The sequence below is a fragment of the Vibrio jasicida 090810c genome (genome assembly GCF_002887615.1).
Taxonomy (GTDB): Bacteria; Pseudomonadota; Gammaproteobacteria; order Enterobacterales; family Vibrionaceae; genus Vibrio; species Vibrio jasicida.
Genome location: NZ_CP025792.1, coordinates 1,979,074 through 2,000,181, shown reverse-complemented (window position 1 = coordinate 2,000,181; position 21,108 = coordinate 1,979,074). Strand labels below are relative to the sequence as shown.

Genomic DNA, 21,108 nt, shown 5'->3' with positions numbered 1-21,108 from the left:
CTACTAATAAGCGAATTGGAATATGTATAAGCACAAAGGCTTTACGCTTATTGAAGCTCTGGTAGCAAGCATGATCCTTTTTGCTGTCATCACATCTATGTCGATGCTTTATCAAAGCACAATCAAAGCAGAGCTCAAAGCCAAGCAATCTATCGAATACTCAAGTGCAATCCCTTTTATTCTTGACCAGATCCGTTATCAAATCCGCTATGAGAGGATTGACAATGGAGAGGGGTACGCCCAAGGAACTTATTATCATTGGAATGCATCGGAAATAGATAGAAAGGCAGGATACGTGCCTGAGGGATTGGAAGATGAGTATGGTGCCCAGCAACGTCGTTTTGTTTTATGGTCCGTTACGCTGACGGTCGAAAATCGGGCTCCTATTGTTTATAAGGAGTTTAGCTGGTGAAGGGGCAAAAAGGTTTTACCCTAGTTGAAATGCTGGTGGCTAGTGTCATCATGATGGCTGTTTTGTTGATAGCTAGCACTAGCTATAGCTTCTTTCATGATAGATGGTTTAAAGACAAGGGGCAGTTTTATCAGTTGGTTGTTGAGAAAAAAAGCCAATTAATGATGCTCGATGTTCTAAACGGCACATTACCATATCTAGTTAGGGGGAAGGGTAAAGCTTCTTACTTTTTTGAAGGTGATGGGCAGCAGTTCGAGGCCGTGACTGAACTACCTATTTTTGGTACTGATCCAGCACTAGTTCAGATATCTGTTCAGGCTGTCGGAGATGGTACATTCCAAGTCATATACAAAGAGGCACCAATACTCAATTCATCTTTTGCACTTGATTCCTCCAAGCCTGACTTTAAGTATGAAAAGGTTCTATTTGAAGGGCTGGAAATAGCAGGTTTTCGATATTTGGGGTGGGAAAGCTTAGAGGATAAAAACCTATTTCTAGATGAATTTGAAGGGAAGCCTCAATGGAACGATGCCTATAGCGCACAGGCTGTAAAGACGATGCCCGTCGCTATCGCTCTTACAATAGGTGACGAAGTATTGCGATTTTTGCTTCCTGAAGATAACAGTTACATGCTCAATTTCTCAACTGACACATGGGATGAAGCGTAGTGAACTTTTTCTACACTAAGCAGTCCGGCGTTGCCTTACTGCAAGTTTTATTAATGAGTGCTGTGATTAGCGTACTCGCTTTGCAAATGAGTTATTCGGCAAAAGATAAAGTATCTATCGCTCAGGTCATACAAGATAAAGTTATGGCTGAGGTTGCGGTAAGAACCATGGAGTCTGAATTACTTTTTGCCTTGTCAACGGCTCGCTGGGCCAAAGACGAACAACACGAAAACAAATTGGCTCGGATATGGAATTTTTATGGTTCTCCTTTTGAGTATGAAGATATTGGAACAATCACAATCCAAGATAATTCAGGGCTAATCTCAGTGTTTAACGGAGGGGATCGCTCAACTGTGGAGAGAGCGTTTGAGCGCTTATTAGGCAGTAAGCATCACGCTAGAGTTGCACGTAATGCTCTGATTGATAGACAAGGTTTCCAGAGTTCGACGAATGGGGTTGGCATAAGTGGTCAGTTTTTTCAAAGCCGACAAGAAATGTTGCGAGCTTTGAAAGAGTTAGGAATACCTTCTTCAAAGGCGGAAGTGTTTACACGTATTCCTTATAGTGCCTATTTACCATTACAGGCCCCAGACGAATCTTTAAAATTATGGTTGCCTGAACGCCAGGCAAAGGCCGTGATCGAATCGAGACAAAATGGCGAACTTACACCTCAACTATTTACCCAGCTTACGGGGTTGCGGAAAAGTGATTATATGCTGTTTTACCCTAGTGGCCGTTTTATTATTACGTTGAAGAAACAAATTGGAGATGCTCGAGTGCAGAGGAAAATGTTCATCAATGTGTCTCCCACAAATAAATCCCAACCCATTTGGAGTTTTGGAGTCGAAGGGTAGTGAAAAAAGAAAAGTTTCAGTTGGATACTCTATTGGGTGTGTTGTTTAAATACGTCACGCCGGAGTCAGTCGGTGAACATCAAGAGCGTTCGGGGGCGAAAAGGCCTGTTTATGTACTTAATCGAGAGTTATACCGAGAGCAAACACTGACGTTGCCAGTGATGGAGCGCAAAGCCCTCAAGCAGGCTATTGAATTTGAGCTTCAAGGAAAAGAAGAGCATGGTTTATACGTTGTAAATCAGAATTCTAACAACTCGATTACTGTGGATATATATTGGATCGCCCCGTCCCTAAATGAGCTTACCGGTGTATTAATTCCCGAGAGCCTCATTATTGGTCGCTCGATAAAAGAAGGGGAGTTTGTTCGGTATCAAAATGGCAGTAATTTGGTTTACTTGGCAAAGAATAGTAAAGGGATATTTTCAAAGCTTTCGGCGGGTATGTTTGCTAATGCGGAGTATTTTTGTGCTGCGCATGGTATTGCTGCCTTAGAATCTCGACAGATAGAGGTCGTTGAGTTTAGAAAAACCCTAAACGAAAACTGGTTCCGCTTACCTTGGCATAAATGTATGGGCTTGTGGCATCAAGCTCCGGGAAGTGATGAGTCTCTTTTTGATAGATTGAGTAAAGCTGTCTTTCCATTTTCTCTTCTATTTACCGTTTACTTGTTACTCAGCTCGGCCTTTGTGAGTATGCAAATGAATTCTGCTTCTGATGAACTTAGCGATTTAAAGGCTAACGTTGGCAGTGCCTTAAAGGTTCGAAATGAAGTCAGAAATTTGGATGAACACTTGAATAAGCTCTCTGTTGTACAAAATGCAGTGCAAACAAGATGGGAGCTATGGCCGGTGTTAGTCCCTCTATACGAGATGGGGAGCCAAATTGAGCGAATTACGGTGGTAGATGATTTAGTCAATATTCGTGTTAGAGCTGACTCATCGAGCGCAGTTCTGCAAAACTTAATTAATAACGTGAACGTTTCATCTGCAAAGTTCAGCGGTCCTGCGAGAAAGGTGCGTGATAAAGAGGTTGTTAACGTTGAGGTTAAGCTGGCTCAGAAGGTAGAGAGATGAATACAGAACAGTATAAAAAATACTTGCCTTGGCTCAGCTTACTTGTGATCGCCAAATTTCTGTGGGTACCTGTACTTGAAAGCCGAAATGAGCATCGAGAAGAGCTAAGTGTACTTCAAAATCAGATTATCAAGACACAAGAAGTCATCAACAACAAAGATGCATTCGAACTACAGAAAACGTCTTTGGAGGGAACCATCGAGAAAGTTGAGCATAGGTTTTACCACTCAAATGATGAATCTGCTTTTCGACTTGAGTTTCAAAAACGGCTTGAAGTCGAGGCTCAGGCGCTTAATGTCAAAGTTCAGTCTATTACATGGTTGGAGCCAATTAGAGATGAAGTCGTGAGCTGGTACAACTTAGAGGTTGTACTTTCCGGTTCAGTTGATGACATCGCGGCATTCCATCGTTATTTAGCACAAAGCAAAGAGCAAGTCGCAATATCGAGTGTTAGCTGGAGAACTCCAAATACAAGAGGTCGTAATTGGCAATGGTCCATACAGAGTAACTACAAACTCGCGATACCAGTATTAGAAGGAAAGGAAGTATGAAAGCGATTTTGACGACGCAATCTCTGTCTTGGGCTATTCCTCTAGTTTTACTGGCCGTAATTATTGATATTACGATTTCTCCTAAGGCAGCTATTCAAAGCGATGGGACTCGTTCTCTAACACATAGAGATGTTTCGTATATAGATGAATCGACGCTAAAGAGTGAAGAGGTCAGTTCTTTGCTAGCTCACTTTGCATCGATTAACCCCTTAAAAGCTAAAGAAGCAGAAGAAGTTATTGATGGTAAAGTTGAGGTTGAAAGTACAGAGAAGGCTCTTGAAGCTGGTGAGAAAAAAATCATGTCCTCAGCTATTCGACTATCTGCCGTTTTTGAGCAAAAGAACTCAATGTTTGCTGTTATTCAACTTCGTAATTTAGAGACGGGAGAAGTGTCTAGAGAGGTACTAAAGGCTAACTCTGTTTTATCAAGCTACAAAGTGACTCATATAGGTAGAGATAGGATTGTCCTGGATAGTAACGATGCAGACTCGCTCGAGTTAATATTGTTCAAGCAAAAGTGAGTGGAAAATACTGTGAAAGTTGCGGGCGTTATCCGCAACTTTTGCTTTTTAGGGCTAGCAAAAACACATTTAGCGTTTGCTCGAATATTTAGTTCTAGCTCCGAGTTTCTGTTTGTTCTTTGACAGTTGTAACCTTGCCGTTTTACGTCATTACGTGCATAATTTGCCAGCTTTTGTGCTTACACCGAGTTTGATTGCCGTTGTTTTTCTTAAAGGAAATGGATGCAATTGATTCGGCGTATTTAACCTATTAGTGAGTTTTACTTTACTGCGAAACGGTGGCTAACTCGCTTGCCTCAGGGCGGTAGCGTAGGTAATGAACATAGCTCTAGGTAAGCTAAACGTACAAAGGTGGTACATTATAAGTCGCTGATTTTAAGGAAGTGTTCGTGATAAGTAAACGAGTTCTGTTGAATGTGATTGGTACGCTGGGCTTAAGCTTGTACTCTATCTCGGCCTCGGCAGATTTTTATGCAGGAGCGTTAGCAAGTTACTCTAACGCAGAATACAAGCAACCTGGGTCGGCCTCGACCATAGAAGCAAACCCTTACCTTCTGCAAGGGCAATTTGGTTATTTTTTCAATGACTATATAGCTTTGGAAGCGCGTTACGGTACGTCAATACAGCGAGACAATAATCTCAACATTGATAGCGTTGCTAGTGCGTTCGCTAAGTTCAATATGCCGGTGTCAAACCGCATAGCAGTTTACGGTTTGGCAGGCTATTCATCTTTAAAAGTGGATCAGCAAAATGTTGGCTCCAGTTCAGAGGATAGTTTCAGCTTTGGTTTGGGGATGCACTATGCCTTAGACACCGACAATGCTGTTACATTTGAATTTGTAGATGTGTCTTCTGAGAACACTGCTCGTCTCAGTACTATTAGCATCGGGTTTCAACACCGATTCTAAGTGGACAAAAAGCTTCCTAGCGACGAATGTCGTTAGTTCGCAAATGCTCTAATTTTCTTTTCATCTCATATAACTAAAGCGACCCATCATGCTTAAAGGATATATCTCTCTTGCTATAGCTCTGCTAGTAGGTCTATTTGCATCAGTCAGTTATGCAGCTACCCCAACGGCTGAGCAGATCCAAATGTTCCAAAGCTTACCAGCGGATCAGCAACAAGCTCTGGCAACGAAATACGGGTTTACCATCCCTTCAAGTTCTTCTCAACCAAGTTCATTTCAACAACCAAATGTAATGAACCCAAGAGCGGAAGAAAGTTCAGCATTCTCTGCTGCAATGGAAAAAGAGTTTGGTGAAAATCCAGATGACGCAGAGCTCAAACGTTTCGGGTTAGAATTATTCGCAGGTTCACCAACCACATTTGCACCAATTAGCGATGTTCCAGTACCAGCTGATTACACGATTGGAGCAGGTGATGAGATTGTTGTACAGCTATTCGGTAAAGAGAATATTACTCATCGTTTGAGAGTTAACCGAGCTGGCATCATTAACTTCCCATCTCTAGGGCCAGTGAACGTTGCAGGAATGAGTTTCTCTGAGATGCGTACGTCACTAAGCAAGAGAATCGAAGAACAAATCATCGGTGTACGTAGTGATATTTCCCTAGGGGAGATGAGAACTATGCAAGTGTTTGTTATGGGTGATGCATACAAGCCAGGTGCTTACACTGTAAGTGCTTTGACTACCATGTCACAAGCGATTTACTACAGTGGAGGTTTTGGTGAAAGTGGTGCTTTGCGAAATATTCAATTGAAGCGAGATGGTCGAGTTATCAGTCAGTTGGATATGTATGACTTACTTTTGAAAGGTGACTCGAGCCGAGATGTCCGCTTGATGCCTGGTGATGTCGTATTCATTGGTTCTGTCGGTAACACGATCAGTATTGATGGCGAAGTTAACCGACCTGCTATTTATGAGATCAAGCCTGGTGAATCTTACGAGCAAGCTATTAAATATGCGGGTGGTTTTACTGCAAATGCATACTCGGAGCAAGTAGAAGTAAGAAGATATGAATCAAAAGGGAACAGAGACGTTATTTCTCTCGATTTCTCGATTTCTTCTCAGCGTAAAGTCCAAGCAAAAGATGGTGATGAAGTTAATGTACATAAAAAGAGCGAAGAACTTACTCGTTATGTACAAATTGAAGGTGATGTAAAACACCCAGGCTTTGTTGAATGGAAATCAGGCTTGAAAGTTGCGGACCTTTTCCGTTCCGTTGATACCGCTTTTAACTCTACTGCAGATATTAATTACGCAGTTGTTGTAAGAGAGATAAACCCTCAACGAGATATCAAGGTTTTCCAATTAAACCTAGCAAACGCAATTTTGTCGCCAAGTAGTTCTGACAATATTGCCCTGAATTCTCGAGATCGAGTGTTAGTTTTCAACCGATTCAATAATGAAGACCTTGATGCAGTTGTAGAGAACGAAGTTGTAAATAAGGCTAAGACGTTAGAGCAAGCTCAACAACAGGCCGAACTTGAGCAACAAAAAGAACAAGAGCAAATGAGCTCTTCAGTTACGATTGATTCGGATCAAAACAACCTTCTTAACCAAGGCGGCACAAACAGTACGAGCAACAATGGGAATAGCATCCTTCCAGCAGGAGCGCAGTTACCGAAAATTATCTTTAGGGGTAAAGAAATTACCCAAGAAGATTTTGAAAAAATCAAAATGAATACGCGTCGAACACTGTTGGCTCCTATCTTGTTACAGCTTCAACAGCAGTCAAGGTTAGGGCTAGCTCCACAAATCGCTGAAGTGTTTGGTGAGGTAAAACACCCAGGACGCTACCCTATTACTCAGACAATGAAAGTATCAGATCTCGTTGCTGCAGCGGGTGGTTTAACCTATAACGCGTTCACTATCAACGCGGAACTTGCTCGAAGTGTTATCAATGATATCGATCAAAGCGCATCTATCTCGGTAGAAAGAATTGATCTTCGAAATGCTATTCAAGGTGATGTCGCTGACGATGTCAGAGTTGTTGGTAGAGACAGACTCAATGTCTTAGAAAAACCAAATGTCAAGTTGCAGAGCACAGTCGTTCTTCAAGGCGAGGTCCGATTCCCTGGCACTTACACTGTTAGCTTGGGCGAGACATTAGGTGATCTTTTAGAAAGGGCTGGTGGTCTAACTAAATATGCACACCCGCAAGGTGCCATTTTTACGAGAGAAGCACTGCGCTTACAAGAGCAGAAACTTCTCAACCAATATGCGGCAGATATCAGAGCTGAAACTGCGAAGAAAACTTTCCGTGCTGATAGTAACATTGGTTCAGTCATCTCTGACCCAGATAAAACATTGAAGTTCGTTGAGGAAGCAAGCAAGAGTAAAGCTCTGGGTCGAATGGTTGTTCAGTTGGATAGAATCATAGACAAAGACAAAGCTGCTGACTTCATGCTTGAAGATGGTGACTTTCTATTCATTCCTACTTTCCGTAATACCGTATCGATTATGGGTGAAGTACAGGTTTCCATTACCTACTTACTTGATAATCGTTTAGATGTAGACGATTACCTAAATAAAGCTGGTGGTGTTAAGAAACAAGCTGACGAAGACCGTATTTTCGTTGTGCGTGCAGATGGCTCCGTATATCAACCAAGTTCTGGTTACTGGTTTGGTAATGACAAACAAGAGCTGAAGCCTGGTGATACGATCGTCGTGCCAATCGACACCGATTACAGAGATGCTTTAAGCACTTGGACAGCCGCTACGCAGATCCTATATCAAACAGGTGTAGCGATTAACGCACTTAAGTAATAAGTAATTAGTTCAACGAATAAAATTGAGAGATAGGGGGGAGAAATCCCCCCTTAGGTATAATGGAAAAAAAATCAATTCGAAGTAGATATAAGTGAACTAGTTCGATTGCTCTGGAAACAAAAGTGGTTGATTATTTCAGTCACATTTACTTTTGCAGTTGCATCGGTGTTGTTTGCTATATCAAAACCAAACATCTATAAATCTGAAGCGGTATTGTTTCCTGTAGCTGACAACTCTGCAAGTTCTGCAATGGGGCAGCTAGGTGGTTTAGCGGCATTAGCGGGTTTCGGTGGGCAAGAAAGTTCAAAGCAAGCGATCGCTTTAGAGGCATTGCGATCCAGAGCTTTCTTAGGCTCTTTTATCGAGCGACGCGATATTTTAATTCCTTTAATGGCAATTGAGAGTTGGGATGCGTCAGCAAAGAAAATTGTTATCGACCCAGAAATATACGATGAGTCAACAAAGGTTTGGACACGCTCTGTTAGTGACGGAAAACAGCCGAAGCCAACTCAGCTTGAAGCAATTAAATTTTTCAACGAACTGTTAGCCATAGACTCAAATAAAGTAAGTGGTGCTACGATTATTTCATTGACAAACCAGTCTCCAGAGCTTGCTGAGCAATGGCTAACATGGTTGATCTCAGATCTAAATGAATGGATGAAAAATAAAGATGTTAACCAAGCTAAGAAAAATATTGAATATTTAGAGAAGCAGCTGAAGTTGACCAACCTTTCCGAAATGCAGAATGTTTTTTACCAGCTCATTGAGGAGCAAACTAAAAAACTAATGCTTGCGGAGGCTCAAGACCAGTACATATTCGAAATGATAGATCCGCCAGTAGTGCCAGAAGAAAAGGACAGTCCTAGTAGGGCAATCATTTGTGTTTTAGGTACATTGATTGGCGGAATTCTTTCTATATTCATTGCATTAATTCGAATCGCAGTAAAAAGAAAAAATGCATAGCATCGATCTAGCACCAAAAAAACTATTAGAGGCGCATATGTGCCTCTTTGCACTATTTGCGCCATTATCCGTAACGCAATGGAATAAAATCTTCTTAGTTATTTTATTTCTTTCCTCACTATTAGCATTTTCATACTATTTAATTACTTCAAGAAAATTTAGTTTTGAAAAGTACCCTGTATTCGTTTGCCTTTCATTTTCTTCCGTTTTCATTATCTCACTTTTCAGCATATTAATTAGTCGAGATTACTTGGTCGCGGAATATTTGAAATCTGTAATCATAGGCAGGATGTTTACATTTTTTGCTTTGATGCTGAATGTTTTTGTCTTTCTTCTTTGGGTTTCTAATGCGACCGAGTCTTCCTTGAAGAAATTTATGAAACTAGCGTTGCTCAGTACACTAGCCTTTATTGCTCTTGGTTACTGGCAAGTCATTGGTAAATTCTTAGGTATCCCATTCTTTATTGAAACACGAGACTGGATGCATGGTGTCCCTGCAGCGTTGAGGGCGGTGTTTCCTTCTCGCGTGACTTCGATCGCTGAAGAGCCAAACTATTTATCACCTATCCTAATGGAGTCATTGATTCTTATCGCCTTTTTGGTAAGACATAACTTCTCAAGATTAGTGTTGCTGTTGTTGTCATTTGGTATTGTAATACTCTCTTTCTCTGGTGGAGCCTATGTAAACTTTGTCCTATTACTAGGGTTTGTATTCGTATTTACTTTTCTTAAAACAGTTTTAACGGGTAAAACAAGGATAAGTCACTTTTTTATACTTGTTCTTGTCATGGTATTAGTGCTGTTTCTAATATATGTAGGTACTATTTTAATTGAATTTCTTTATTATAAGATGTCAACAGAAGCTTCTGGAGGGTCTTCTCGTAGCCAATTTATGATATCTTTTGTTCAATTAATAACCGAGTCAAACTACACACAACTGATCTTTGGACACGGCCTTGGCACAATGTCTGTTCTTGATGAGTTTGGTATGAAGAGTGAAGATTACTTATTTAGGATCACCAATAACTATATCTTAGACATGTTTTGGGAAAGTGGAGCGATAGGTGTCCTCATGATATTTACGTTCTTCATGTCATTGTTCTATCCTTGCTTCAAATATGGATTTATCTCTGCAAAGTATTTTCTTGGTGGCTTATTAACGTTTCACCTTCTAATTGCATCTACTTATCGCTCTGAGTACCTTAGTACTCACTTTGCCTGGGTCGTATTTTTAATACTATGTATTTATAAGTTGGCAGAGCTCGAAAGAGCAGAAAAACTAATTAGTAAAAAATAAATAATAGAGTTGAATATGAAATTAGTGACTATTTATATTGTTACTCATAATCGAAGTCAATTGCTCAAGCGAGCTATTGAATCGGCTTATAACCAAACTTACAAAAACATCGAGGTTATCGTAGTAGATGACGCGTCATCAGACGATACCCAAGATGTAATTAAACAGATGCAAGCGACTTATCCATTAAAATACTTCAGAAATGATGAAGGGAGAGGCGCTTGTTACTCTCGAAATGTTGCATTAAACGCTGCATCGGGTGAGTTGATTACAGGTATGGACGATGATGACTACTTTGGATCATCCCGTGTAGACGATTTAGTCGGTGCTTATGAGGACAAGTATTCTCTAGTTTGTGCAAACATTATAGAAGTTACCACCGACAAAGAAATTCATCGAAAATTTGGGTTCGAGCAAGGTGAGTTTGATCTGAATAACCTAATGTATCAAAACTTGGTTGGAAACCAGATGTTAACTAGCGTTGCTAAGCTCAAGGCTATTGGCGGTTTTGACGAAGCGATGCCAGCATTTCAAGATTACGACACTTGGGTAAGGCTTGTAGACCGATTTGGTAAAGGTTACAAAATTGATAAATACAACTACTACCTAAATACCGAGCATGCGGGAGAGAGAATCTCAAGTTCGAATGATCGTAAAACGAGAGGTTTTGAACTGTTTTTCGATAAGCATCAAAACAAAATGAATGCCGCTCATAAAAAATCAATGGAAATCATGAGATACAAGGTGACAGGAGAAATGCTCCCTCTTTTGACTATGGTTCGATTGATTTCTCGTGATAACTACAAGTCTGCACTTTCACTTTTCTTGAAGCAGCGAAATTTGAGAAAGTAAAAATGGAAAAGGTTACGTTTTTAGTTGCTGCTTATGGTGATCGATTGCTCAACGTTCCTGACATCTTTCTGAAGCAGAGGGAAGAAGTGTCTTACGTTGTCGTTTCCCAGTACACCTCAAAATCTACTCAAGATGAATTTCTCAAGAAAATCTCACACCGTAGCGATGTGTTTTCTGTATTTTCAGATGAAACTGGTGTGACAAAAAGTAGAAATCTAGCGATAAAGCACATTCCAAATGATGCAAGTTATGTTTTCTTCCTTGACGATGATGTCGAGTTAGAAGAACTTGCTTACGAGAGAGTTGTTCAGGCTTTTTCGAGAAATGACTACGAAGTTTTGACTTTCTCTGTGTCAGACCTAGCGGGGAGCAGGTTGATCAAAAACTATGCAGCCAAAGAATTTAAGCATAATAATATCTCCATCTTGAAAGTTGGAACGATTGAGATTGCAGTTAAAGCTTCTGTGTTAATAGACAAGCCCCATCTCACTTTTCCTGAAAATCTTGGGGCTGGCGCTAAATACCCTCTTTGTGATGAACCAGTATTCTTGAGTCGATTGAGTAAATCTGGATGTCAGTTGGGTTTTGTTCCTGAAGTGATTACTCGACATCCACTAGAGTCATCAGGTAAAGAAATAAAAAACAGAAATGAGATGATGGCTAGAGGTATCGCTTTTCGAGAAATCTTTGGTAGCTTGAGTTTAGTACTCAACTTTGCATTTTTTTTGAAATCTTTTAAAAAGATACGTTATAGCAAGCTGTTAGCGTTGCGCGATATATATAAAGGTTATTTTTTATAATGACCAAGTTTATTGAGTAGTTTGAAAAATGAACTCAACAAAAAAAGCACTGAGAAATACAGCTTGGTTATTTAGTGAAAAAATAATAACTTTAGCGATTACTTTTTTAATAAATATCTTCCTGGCTAGATATTTAGCGCCTGAACAGTTTGGTCAATATAACTTTATTGTTTCTTTTTTAGCTCTTTTAGCTCCTTTCACCTCTCTTGGTCTTAACGCCCTTGTTACGCGAGAAATCGTAAATGGACGCAGCCAGTACGAGGTACTGTGCTCATCATTTTTATTACGAGTGATCGGTGGGGTCGTTGGGGCAACGATCGCTGTTATTGGTATTTTGATTTGGCAGAGTTCTATAGAGCTCGTCGACCCGAAATGGTTGATTGTTGCTGCAGTTATAAATATTTCATCTGCCCTTTACGTTATTGAATTTTACTTTCAAGCTGAAGTAGCATCCAAATATCTCGTTTTTATTCGAGTAGCAACATTGACAATTTCTAGCGTTGCTAAATTGGTTGGTATTTTGTTCAAAGCCGAGCTTAGTTTCTTTATCTGGGTATTTTTTATTGAGCTTGTTATACGCGGCGTGCTGTATGTATCTAGTTATATTTACTACAATAAACGTTTTTCTGAAGCCGTAACGCTCAAACATTTTTCTTGGAACAAACCATACGCCCTGTCTCTACTGGATCAATCTAAATGGTTGGTGTTATCTGGTTTTATGTCTGTTGTTTATCTTAAAATAGACCAGTTAATGATTGGCCAAATGATAGGAGCGACAGAACTCGGGATCTACTCTGTTGCTGCTCGTTTGTCTGAAGTTTGGTATTTTTTCCCATTGGCTTTAACGACCTCTTTCTTCCCTAAATTGCTAAAAACTCGGGATGATAAAGAAAGATACAACTTCCAGCTCGAACAACTATGCGGTGTACTGCTTTGGATGGCGATAGTGATCGCTATCGCGGTGTCACTGTTGGGCGGATGGCTTGTGCCGCTAGCTTTTGGTGAGCCTTATGCCTCAGCTGCACCTATTCTAACCATTCATATTTGGGCTGGTTGTTTTATCTTTATGCGCGCATTATTGAGCAAATGGCTCATAGCCGAAGGATTGCTAAAGTTCTCTTTGTTTACTCATGGTATCGCAGCAATTGTTAACGTTGTGCTCAACTACTTCCTTATCCCTAAGTTTGGAGGAGAGGGTGCCGCAATTGCCACACTTATCTCATATGCTAGCGCGAGTTATTTCGTTCTTTGGTTCCATCCAAAGACACAAATTATGGCATTAATTATGACCAAATCTGTATTTATGCCTGCAACATACTGTATTAGGAAATTTAAATGAAAAGCCTGTTATTGAAGCTTCTAAGTAAAAATACAAAAAATCGTATTAAGACGTTCATTGAAAATACAAGAGCAGGCTTGATCCGTACAATGTCAAAAACCAGATTTACCTCTTCTCTTTACTACACGTTCTTCAGCACACAGTTCTACAGAGAGCACCAGTCGGTTCTGAAAGGTAGTTTGAAGTACCATGATGACAATGCCAAAGCGAGAGACAGTCGAGTTCTTTTAAGACGAAATGTACACCGTCTTGAAAAGGGCTTGATTATGCGTCCGAGAAGAGACGTATTTGCTACTCGTTACATCCAAGAAACCGTTGACGCTTTTGTTGTTGCTTGCAACAACCAACAACTTAATAAAGAAGAGTTGGATTGGTGTGTGAGCGTACTTAGCCATTTCTTTGAAATTGCGGGTAAAGACACTGATATTGATAAAGCAAAAGTTGGTTACTTCGCGTGTTTAGAGAAAGTTCAATCTCTAGATGAGCTAACGATGCGTTCAATTCCCTATGCGAAAAATGCGAGTGAAGTTTCAGAAATTACAACAGAGCAGTTAGAAAAACTGTTTAAACAACGCCGCTCGACCCGTTGGTACCTTGAGCAGCCAGTTGAAATGGAAAAGATCGAGCGCGCAATGACAATTGCAAAACAAGCGCCTTCTGCATGTAACCGTCAACCATTTAAGTTTCATGTTGTAACCGACAAAGACATGGTGAATAAAGTTGCCGATAGCGCTATGGGTACTGTTGGTTTTGGGCATAACTTCCCAATGATTATTGCTATCGTTGGAGACCTTTCTGCATACCCAGCAGAGCGAGATCGTCACGTTATTTACATTGATGGTTCATTGGTGGCAATGCAATTCGCTCTAGCACTGGAAACAATGGAGCTAAGCTCTTGTATGATTAACTGGCCAGATGTAGAAGACCGTGAAAAGAGACTTGAAAAACTGCTAGGCTTAGAGTCTCACGAACGTACGGTTATGCTGATGTCAGTAGGTTATGCAGACCCAGAAGGTTTTATCCCGTTCTCTCACAAAAAAGACAACTCAGATTTAATAAAGGTAGTGAAATAATGATCGTTGAAATTAAAGGTGTTCAATTTGTTAACAAAGGCGCGGAGCTTATGTTGCACGCTGTTATTCAAAAATTGAATGAGTTTGATCCGAGTGCAGAGATTGTTTTGGCACCTAATGGTAACTCGCCATATAAAGCGCGTGCTGAGGTCAACGCTTATCAGAAGCTGTCTTTGAAAAAGCGCTTTTTGGACTTAAACGAGTTGTCTTACCACCTACCGACAAAAGTTAGAAAGTGGCTAAAAACCAATTGGGGTATTGTGACAGAAGCAGACGTGGATGTAGTGTTAGACGCATCTGGTTTTGCTTATGGTGATCAATGGCCGACTAAACACTTAGAAGCGGTAGCTAAAGAAGTTAAGCGACTAGCAAAACACAACAAAACATTCATTTTCATGCCTCAAGCACTAGGCCCGTTTGCTGACCCAGAAAAACAAGCAGCAGTGAAAGATGGCTTTAGTAAAGCGGCATTGATTTTTGCTCGTGAGCAGAGCAGCTTTGATGGTATTCGACCTCACCTTGAGGATACATCAAAGTTAAAAATTGCGCCTGACTTTACGAACCTAGTGAAAGGTGAGCTCGAAGAAGATTACACGAAGTACAACAACACTGTGTTTATCATCCCTAACTACAATATGGTAAACGAGCGCAATACCAATACGACTTGGAAATCACGATACCTAGACTTCTTAGTAGAGTCTGTTGAAAACATTGTTGAGTTAGGTTACACGCCAGTACTGTTGAACCATGAAGGCAAACACGATGGCGAGCTTTGTGAAAAAGTGAAAGCGGCAACACCTCATCCGATTGAAATTATTCAAGAGACTAACCCTTTAAAAGTGAAAGGTTTGATTGGCTCAAGCCGAGGCATTATTTGTTCTCGCTTCCATGGCTGTGTAAGTGCATTAACTCAGGGTATCCCTTGTGTAGGTACGAGTTGGAGCCATAAGTACGAGAACCTTTTTGCTGAATACAACCGTGCCGAGTTCTTAGCAAAACCGGAATGGTCAAAAGAAGAGCTTAAAACAGCATTAAGCTCCTCTATCTCTACAGTAGAAGAAGATATCTACAACACTAAGATTGCTGAGTACAAAGCTCAGACAGAGCAAATGTGGGCAGAAATCTTCAAGCGTATTAAGTAAGCTCACCATATGGCCTCAGGTAACCATAGAGTTATCTGGGGTGTCTCAATAGAGTTTTTATCAACCTTCAAGCAAGTCGAATAGGTCCTTAAGTAGTCAGTATTATGCCAAAGACTCAACCTCTTGTTTCTGTCATTATGCCTTCATTCAATTCAGAAGGTACGATAGCAGAGAGTATCAACAGCGTTTTATCCCAAACTTATACCAATTGGGAAGTCATCGTTGTTGATGACAAATCTACAGACGGCACGTGGGCAATACTCAAGAGTTTGTCTGAGCAACATCCAAATATTCATATTTTTCAAAATGAAGTTAACCAAGGTGCTGGCGCGAGTCGAAACCTAGCGATAGAAAAAGCGCAAGGTCGATTTATCGCATTCTTGGATTCTGATGACTTATGGACAGAAGATAAACTATCCGAACAAATCGCGTTCATGTTAGAGAATGAATATTCCTTAACCTATACGCACTATAGCCGCTTTAACAGCAATGAAGAACTCAGCGTTGTCACCGCGCCAGACTACACGACTTACAAAAAATTAATGTACAGTAACGTGATTGGATGCTTGACCGCCGTTTATGATACTCAGACGCTAGGCAAACGCTATATGCCGCTGATCCGTAAGCGACAAGATATGGGACTATGGCTGGAGATTTTAAAAGATACACCTAAAGCTTACTGCCTACCCAAAACACTGGCTAAGTATAGAATGGATACAGGGATGACAGCCAACAAGTTCAGTGTGCTCTCTTATCAATGGCGTTTCTACAGAGATGTCGTAGGATTAAGCCTTCCAAGAAGTATGCTGACTTTCTCTGTGTATGCCGTGAAAGGCACTCTCAAGCATCGTTCCAAAAGGAAGTCTTAGTTGCTGTATTTATCAGTCAAATAAAAAAGGTTCATCGCGGATAAGCGGGAACTAAAAACAAAAACGGTAGTAAGTGATAGAGTTTTATCGCCAAACAAAACCTACACAAACTACCGTTTTCATGTCGAATCATACTTTCCTATCTTCATTATGGGAAGACATTCATATAGTAAAGTCTCATCAGACTGCGTCATTAATAAAGCTCACTCTCAAACCTAACTCTACCGCTAAGTGTCCTTGTGGGCTTATTAAAGCTCAAGCCATACATGAGTATCAATGGCGTAACGTAAAGGAAGCCACACTGTTAGGAGCTCCCGTTGAACTGTCCATTCAAACCCGACGCATCAAGTGCAGTCACTGCGGTATTAAAACATAATGGCTATCTTGGTTGGAACCTTATGCTCGTATCACTAACCGTCTGCGAAGCTATATAGAGCAGTTGTTGCCTCTGCTGCCTATTAAACATATAGCCCAAGTGACAGGCGTTCATTGGCACACAATCAAAGAGATAGATAAGCGTCGGCTTCAACAAGTAGTACCGCAAGTTAAATAGGGCGAATTAAGGCAACTCGTCATGGGCGAGTTCGCCATTTTTAAAGGGCAGCGTTACACGACGGTCATTGCAGATGCGAAAAGTCATCAGGTTATCTGGATAGGACTAGGTCGTAGCCGCAAGGTTATTCGCCCGTTCTTTGAGCAACTAGGTGAGCATGGTAAAAATATCAAAGCAGTAGCAATGGATATGAATACGGCTTTTGACCTTGAAGTCCAAGCGCATTGCCCAAATGCCCGTATCGTTTACGACTTGTTCCACGTTGTTGCTAAGTTCGGTCGTGAAGTGATGGATAGAGTCAGAGTCGACCAAGCCAATAAGCTAAAATAGGACAAAAAAGCAAGGCAGTGGGTCAAGCGTTCGCGCTGGGTGTTATTGAAAAATAAGAATAATTTAAATACACAACAGGAAAGCTACCTCACAGAAATATTGAATATGAATCAGGACTTGATGACAACCTACTTACTGGGTGCGCAATTAAAGGAACTGTGGCGTTGTGAGTCTGAACTTCAGGCTAAAAACCTATGGCAGGTATGGTTGGAGCAAGTGAATGAGAGTGGAATTAAGCCACTCAAAGAGTTCGCTCGAAAGCTCCGTCCATATCTTCATGGGATTACTGCTTCGGCAAGCTACCCGCTGAATACCTGTACGCTTGAAGAGATAAATAACAAGATAAAGTTAATCAAGCGGATGGGATATGGCTATCGAGACACCGATTACTTCTTCTTAAAAATAAAAGCGGCTTTCCCCGGAAAGCCGCGATGAACCATAAAAAAGAGCCATCGCTTTTCAGTGATGGCTCTTTTTTTGTTTGATATCTGGGGGTATTAACGACCCATTCCAAAAAGCACTGTCTTTACTGTAAGAAGCAGAATCTTGACTTCCATTTTCCAGTTTTGGTGTTTGATGTAGTAAATATCGTATTTGTGCTTCCAAATCGCATCTTCAACAGAAGCGCCATAAGGGTATTTAACTTGTGCTAATCCCGTTACCCCTGGTTTCACGGCGTGACGGAAGCGGTAGTAAGGGATTTCTTTTTCTAACTCAGCGATAAACACTTCACGTTCAGGGCGAGGGCCGACCATCGACATTTCGTTTTTCCAAACATTGATAAGTTGTGGTAGCTCATCAATACGAGTTTTACGGATAAACTTACCAACGCGAGTAACACGAGCATCGTTTTTGGTTGCCCATTTAGCTCCGTCTTTCTCTGCATCATTTCGCATCGAGCGGAACTTGATTACATCAAATTCTTCATTGTATTGGCCGGTTCTGCGTTGCTTAAAGAACACGGGGCCTGGGGATTCTAGCTTGATTAAGAGAGCAGTAATTAAACCTACAGGGATCGCAACCCAAGCCAACATGAAGACAAACAACAAATCAATCGCTCGTTTTTGCCAGCTGTTCTTACGGTTAGAAAGAATAGAAAATGCTTTCTGATGTAGAAAGTAGCCGCTGTGTAGCAACTCGGTCTCTGTATAGCCCAAACGTCTATCAAAGTAGCTTACCAGTGGCTCTACCCAAGCGCCTAGCTCTGTGGCCGCAACCAGGTATGCCTGCTGCTCACTGGTTAGGTGAGAGCTTCTAAAGTGGCAAAGTGTCTTATTTTTGAAGTCACGAATTGAATAGTTGTTAATTTGCGCAGTAATCTCTGGGTGTCTTTCTAACACCTTAGAGATTTTATCTTCATCCGAAGCAGGACAGTAAATGTAAACACAAGCATCCTGTGCGCTTGCATCTAACTCGTCCGATACGGTTGCAATACTGATTGAACTATTTTTAGATAATTCAGAAGCTTCTCGTTCTTGAAGCGTGTTGCTGATACTGTCTGTCATAGATGAAATGTTTTATGTGTGACTAGCCAATTACTAACAAGTAAGGAATTATAGTTTATTTCGTATTGAAATTATATCCCCATATCCACAACATGCTCGTCGGATTGTCAATTTTTTTGAATAAGATTTGAATCTAGGTCAAGCGATATGCATCAAATCTTTAGTTCAAGCAGTAGTCATAAGAATTGGTACGCATCAAGTTATGCACTTAAGGCCTGTCTAGCTGTACACAAAAATGAACCATAATTTTCTTTGAGGATTTGCAAGGTAAAAGTGCTATGTATCATTCTTATTCACAACGCTGTGTCAAGATTGAGATTGAGATTGGAGGCGATGATTACACAACATTTCAAACTTTTGTTACGAAAATAGTCATTTTAATCGTTAAAGGTATTTGTAGGATGAGTATTTCTAGTAGTCTAAGATGGAAATTTTAACTAAAGTTATTTTTTATTATGTTTCTGATAAGCAACTAATATTTTGGGTAGCTATTATTAGTAGGTGTGACTTTCAAGTATTTTTAGTTTTGTAAATATTAAATTATGCCAATGTTTAACTGGTTTTTAGGTTTCTGTGTTAGGTTTTATATTTCAAGGTTAGGTTTGAAGTTATTTTAAATAGTTTTAATAGAGGTGTGTTGTTTTAATTTGAATATGTTATGAGAGGTTTTTTGTTAATGTTAGAATATCAATAAATTATTAGTCAACTAGGTATTTTTTCAAATCCTTACGTTAGTGATGGGTTGCTTTCGGTTCTTAGCTAGATCTACATCTAGATTTTTTGGAGTGCCACGTTATGTGTCAACGCTTCAATGTTATTGTGCTAAGATGTAAAATTATGAGTACAAAACAAAACGATGAGTAACAGCATGCTAAGTGGTTATTGCAACTGTGGTCGGTAACGGTTTTGAATATTTTAAACAGAATGAGATTTGTGTACGTAATGCTGATCTATGAAATATCAATCACACAAATTAGTTAAATTAATGAATAAAAATAAAGGGTGAATGGTGCCATATTAAATATGCTTTCTATTGTGATCAGAAAGTTAATGATATAAAAACATGAGCGGATATTAATCTGCTTTACTCTTATACTACAGACATCAGTACCATATAGTATGGCCTCCAAAATATAAGTTAAAAATTGGAGGCAAGGGGCGTCATAAAAGCCTTTGTATCTATAGTAATATAGATAAATGTGAGATGGTAAAACTTAATCTTCAAGTAGGGTGTAGGCAATGTTCGCTTGGTTTACCGTTACCTATTTCTACATATATGGGGTTAGTCAAAGGCTGAGGCCGTCTATTGCTTTATTTACGTCAAAAGCTTTGGAAGCGTGGATACTTTGTTGGTTCAGTAGGAGTTAACGATGAAATTATTGGTAGATATATCAGGCATCAAGATTGTGTAGGAAAAGAAGAGGAACATCATATACTATTGGGGTTAGATAATTAACAGTGTTCCCCCGTTAATGCTATTTCCAGATACACAACCCCCTAAGCTTTCAGCTTGGGATTTTTTGAATACTTTCTTCTCGCGCGAGTGATCTGATCACTTAGAAATCCTTACCGAAACGCTAAGACGACACAAGCAGGAGATAAACTTTGGACATAAGAACAGTTTGGGTAAGCACAACGAGTTATCAGTTTAGTAACTTCCATTGCTAATCAACCTGGAGTCTTTGTGGTTAACCTTCCCTTTTCTTCCGCCGATATAGAAGACGCATATCGCTTTACTCGTAATGAAAACATCGATGCCCAAGATATCGCTGAAGCGGGATATCAGGCAACCGTTTCCCAAGCTAACGAGTATCAAGAGTTCTCGCATTTTAAGATAAAACAACGCTAAGGTTCCCTTATCGAAGTATAAAAGACGCTTACGGGCAAATGAATCAAGGTGATTGAACTTGAGCTCTCCATGTACATTCAACTCTACTTATAGCACCACAAAGTAAGACCATTGTTGGTCGGAGAAACTATCAAGCGAGGAAAAGCACCAACATACTCGTTCCTATACAGAAAAATAGATTAGCAAAGTGGGAGTGAGTTCCTCGCCATATCGTTGAGTGTCTAGAGGATATAATATTAGATGTTATATCGGTCTGTGGCCGAGAAACAGACTGACTCGAAACGTCAATATCAGCAACGTTTTGTTGTTCACTCAATCCAACGTCATTGTCTAGAAGCTCATCATAAAAAGCTGTACGTCGATGCATAAGCGTTACCAAATATAGAAACAAAGGCGTTTACCTTCACATAAAAAGGGGCTCAAAAGTGAGAAATATAAAGTTTGATATGAGGCATGATCAGGTCGCATTGAAGGCTCCTGCAAACACAAAAGAGCAGGCTGGAATCTCTTCGTTTGTTCTATTTGGTTGTCTTGAACAAGGAGCATCAAAAGACAAGTTAGCTTGATACCTCTTGAGGTTGGAACTAGTAAATAACTTTGAGGGTACCATGAGGATTAACCGCTATTACTAACGTTGATGGTTGATTGAAGACTTACATATGGTCTGGGAAAGTGAAGGTACAGATCTGGTGTCACCAAGACGATAAAGTAAAGACAACTCAGGG

General features: G+C 40.3%; 17 protein-coding genes and 3 pseudogenes. 19 read left to right on the top strand and 1 reads right to left on the bottom strand.

Annotation, left to right across the window (positions count from 1 at the left end):
* The first annotated feature begins 22 nt into the window (after positions 1 to 22).
* The 18 genes and pseudogenes from C1S73_RS09440 to C1S73_RS09360 all read left to right on the top strand — a co-directional run bounded on the left by C1S73_RS09440 (position 23) and on the right by C1S73_RS09360 (position 17,464).
* On the top strand, positions 23 to 412 hold the full coding sequence (locus C1S73_RS09440) for a PilW family protein (protein WP_038864855.1): 390 nt from the start codon (positions 23 to 25) through the stop codon (positions 410 to 412).
* Positions 409 to 1,080, top strand: a complete 672-nt coding sequence (locus tag C1S73_RS09435; RefSeq protein WP_038864857.1) for a prepilin-type N-terminal cleavage/methylation domain-containing protein — start codon at positions 409 to 411, stop codon at positions 1,078 to 1,080. Before C1S73_RS09440 ends, C1S73_RS09435 begins: the two co-directional genes overlap by 4 nt.
* Positions 1,080 to 1,934: a hypothetical protein gene (locus C1S73_RS09430; RefSeq protein ID WP_038864859.1), complete on the top strand. Its 855-nt coding sequence runs from the start codon at positions 1,080 to 1,082 to the stop codon at positions 1,932 to 1,934. Before C1S73_RS09435 ends, C1S73_RS09430 begins: the two co-directional genes overlap by 1 nt.
* Positions 1,934 to 3,007, top strand: coding sequence for a hypothetical protein (locus C1S73_RS09425; protein WP_038864861.1), 1,074 nt, complete (start codon positions 1,934 to 1,936; stop codon positions 3,005 to 3,007). Before C1S73_RS09430 ends, C1S73_RS09425 begins: the two co-directional genes overlap by 1 nt.
* Complete coding sequence (locus C1S73_RS09420; RefSeq protein ID WP_038864863.1) at positions 3,004 to 3,558, top strand: hypothetical protein; 555 nt, start codon at positions 3,004 to 3,006, stop codon at positions 3,556 to 3,558. Before C1S73_RS09425 ends, C1S73_RS09420 begins: the two co-directional genes overlap by 4 nt.
* The gene (locus C1S73_RS09415; RefSeq protein WP_038864864.1) at positions 3,555 to 4,079 is read left to right on the top strand and encodes a hypothetical protein; all 525 of its coding nucleotides are present in this window, start codon (positions 3,555 to 3,557) and stop codon (positions 4,077 to 4,079) included. Before C1S73_RS09420 ends, C1S73_RS09415 begins: the two co-directional genes overlap by 4 nt.
* Before the next feature lie 389 nt (positions 4,080 to 4,468).
* Entirely contained in the window at positions 4,469 to 4,987 is a 519-nt protein-coding gene (locus tag C1S73_RS09410; protein WP_038864866.1) for an outer membrane beta-barrel protein, read from the top strand.
* Positions 4,988 to 5,075: 88 nt separating this feature from the next.
* Positions 5,076 to 6,573, top strand: a pseudogene (locus tag C1S73_RS28295) (SLBB domain-containing protein); the annotation flags it as partial.
* An 86-nt stretch (positions 6,574 to 6,659) separates the two neighbouring features.
* Positions 6,660 to 7,808: pseudogene (locus C1S73_RS28290) on the top strand (SLBB domain-containing protein); the annotation flags it as partial.
* A gap of 129 nt (positions 7,809 to 7,937) precedes the next feature.
* Positions 7,938 to 8,774 carry a GNVR domain-containing protein gene (locus tag C1S73_RS09400; RefSeq protein WP_244179731.1) on the top strand — a complete coding sequence of 279 codons (837 nt, stop codon included), beginning with the start codon at positions 7,938 to 7,940 and terminating at the stop codon, positions 8,772 to 8,774.
* Positions 8,767 to 10,071, top strand: a complete 1,305-nt coding sequence (locus tag C1S73_RS09395; RefSeq protein ID WP_038864869.1) for a hypothetical protein — start codon at positions 8,767 to 8,769, stop codon at positions 10,069 to 10,071. The genes C1S73_RS09400 and C1S73_RS09395 overlap by 8 nt, the downstream gene beginning before the upstream one ends.
* Before the next feature lie 15 nt (positions 10,072 to 10,086).
* On the top strand, positions 10,087 to 10,923 hold the full coding sequence (locus C1S73_RS09390) for a glycosyltransferase (protein WP_050566666.1): 837 nt from the start codon (positions 10,087 to 10,089) through the stop codon (positions 10,921 to 10,923).
* Between the two features lie 2 nt (positions 10,924 to 10,925).
* The gene (locus C1S73_RS09385) at positions 10,926 to 11,723 is read left to right on the top strand and encodes a glycosyltransferase (protein WP_050566667.1); all 798 of its coding nucleotides are present in this window, start codon (positions 10,926 to 10,928) and stop codon (positions 11,721 to 11,723) included.
* 28 nt (positions 11,724 to 11,751) lie between these two features.
* Positions 11,752 to 13,062: a flippase gene (locus tag C1S73_RS09380; RefSeq protein WP_038864870.1), complete on the top strand. Its 1,311-nt coding sequence runs from the start codon at positions 11,752 to 11,754 to the stop codon at positions 13,060 to 13,062.
* The gene (locus C1S73_RS09375; RefSeq protein ID WP_038864872.1) at positions 13,059 to 14,135 is read left to right on the top strand and encodes a nitroreductase family protein; all 1,077 of its coding nucleotides are present in this window, start codon (positions 13,059 to 13,061) and stop codon (positions 14,133 to 14,135) included. The genes C1S73_RS09380 and C1S73_RS09375 overlap by 4 nt, the downstream gene beginning before the upstream one ends.
* Positions 14,135 to 15,277, top strand: a complete 1,143-nt coding sequence (locus C1S73_RS09370; protein WP_038864873.1) for a polysaccharide pyruvyl transferase family protein — start codon at positions 14,135 to 14,137, stop codon at positions 15,275 to 15,277. Before C1S73_RS09375 ends, C1S73_RS09370 begins: the two co-directional genes overlap by 1 nt.
* Positions 15,278 to 15,381: 104 nt before the next feature.
* On the top strand, positions 15,382 to 16,146 hold the full coding sequence (locus C1S73_RS09365; RefSeq protein ID WP_038864874.1) for a glycosyltransferase family 2 protein: 765 nt from the start codon (positions 15,382 to 15,384) through the stop codon (positions 16,144 to 16,146).
* A 121-nt stretch (positions 16,147 to 16,267) separates the two neighbouring features.
* A pseudogene (locus C1S73_RS09360) lies at positions 16,268 to 17,464 on the top strand (ISL3 family transposase).
* A gap of 62 nt (positions 17,465 to 17,526) precedes the next feature.
* Here C1S73_RS09360 and C1S73_RS09355 read toward each other — a convergent pair.
* Positions 17,527 to 18,534: a sugar transferase gene (locus C1S73_RS09355; protein ID WP_038864876.1), complete on the bottom strand. Its 1,008-nt coding sequence runs from the start codon at positions 18,532 to 18,534 to the stop codon at positions 17,527 to 17,529.
* Positions 18,535 to 20,218: 1,684 nt separating this feature from the next.
* On the opposite strand from C1S73_RS09355, the gene C1S73_RS27760 reads away from it, so the two are divergent.
* A complete protein-coding gene (locus C1S73_RS27760) occupies positions 20,219 to 20,383 on the top strand; it encodes a hypothetical protein (RefSeq protein WP_158654982.1) in 165 nt (54 codons plus the stop codon).
* Positions 20,384 to 21,108: the final 725 nt, after the last annotated feature.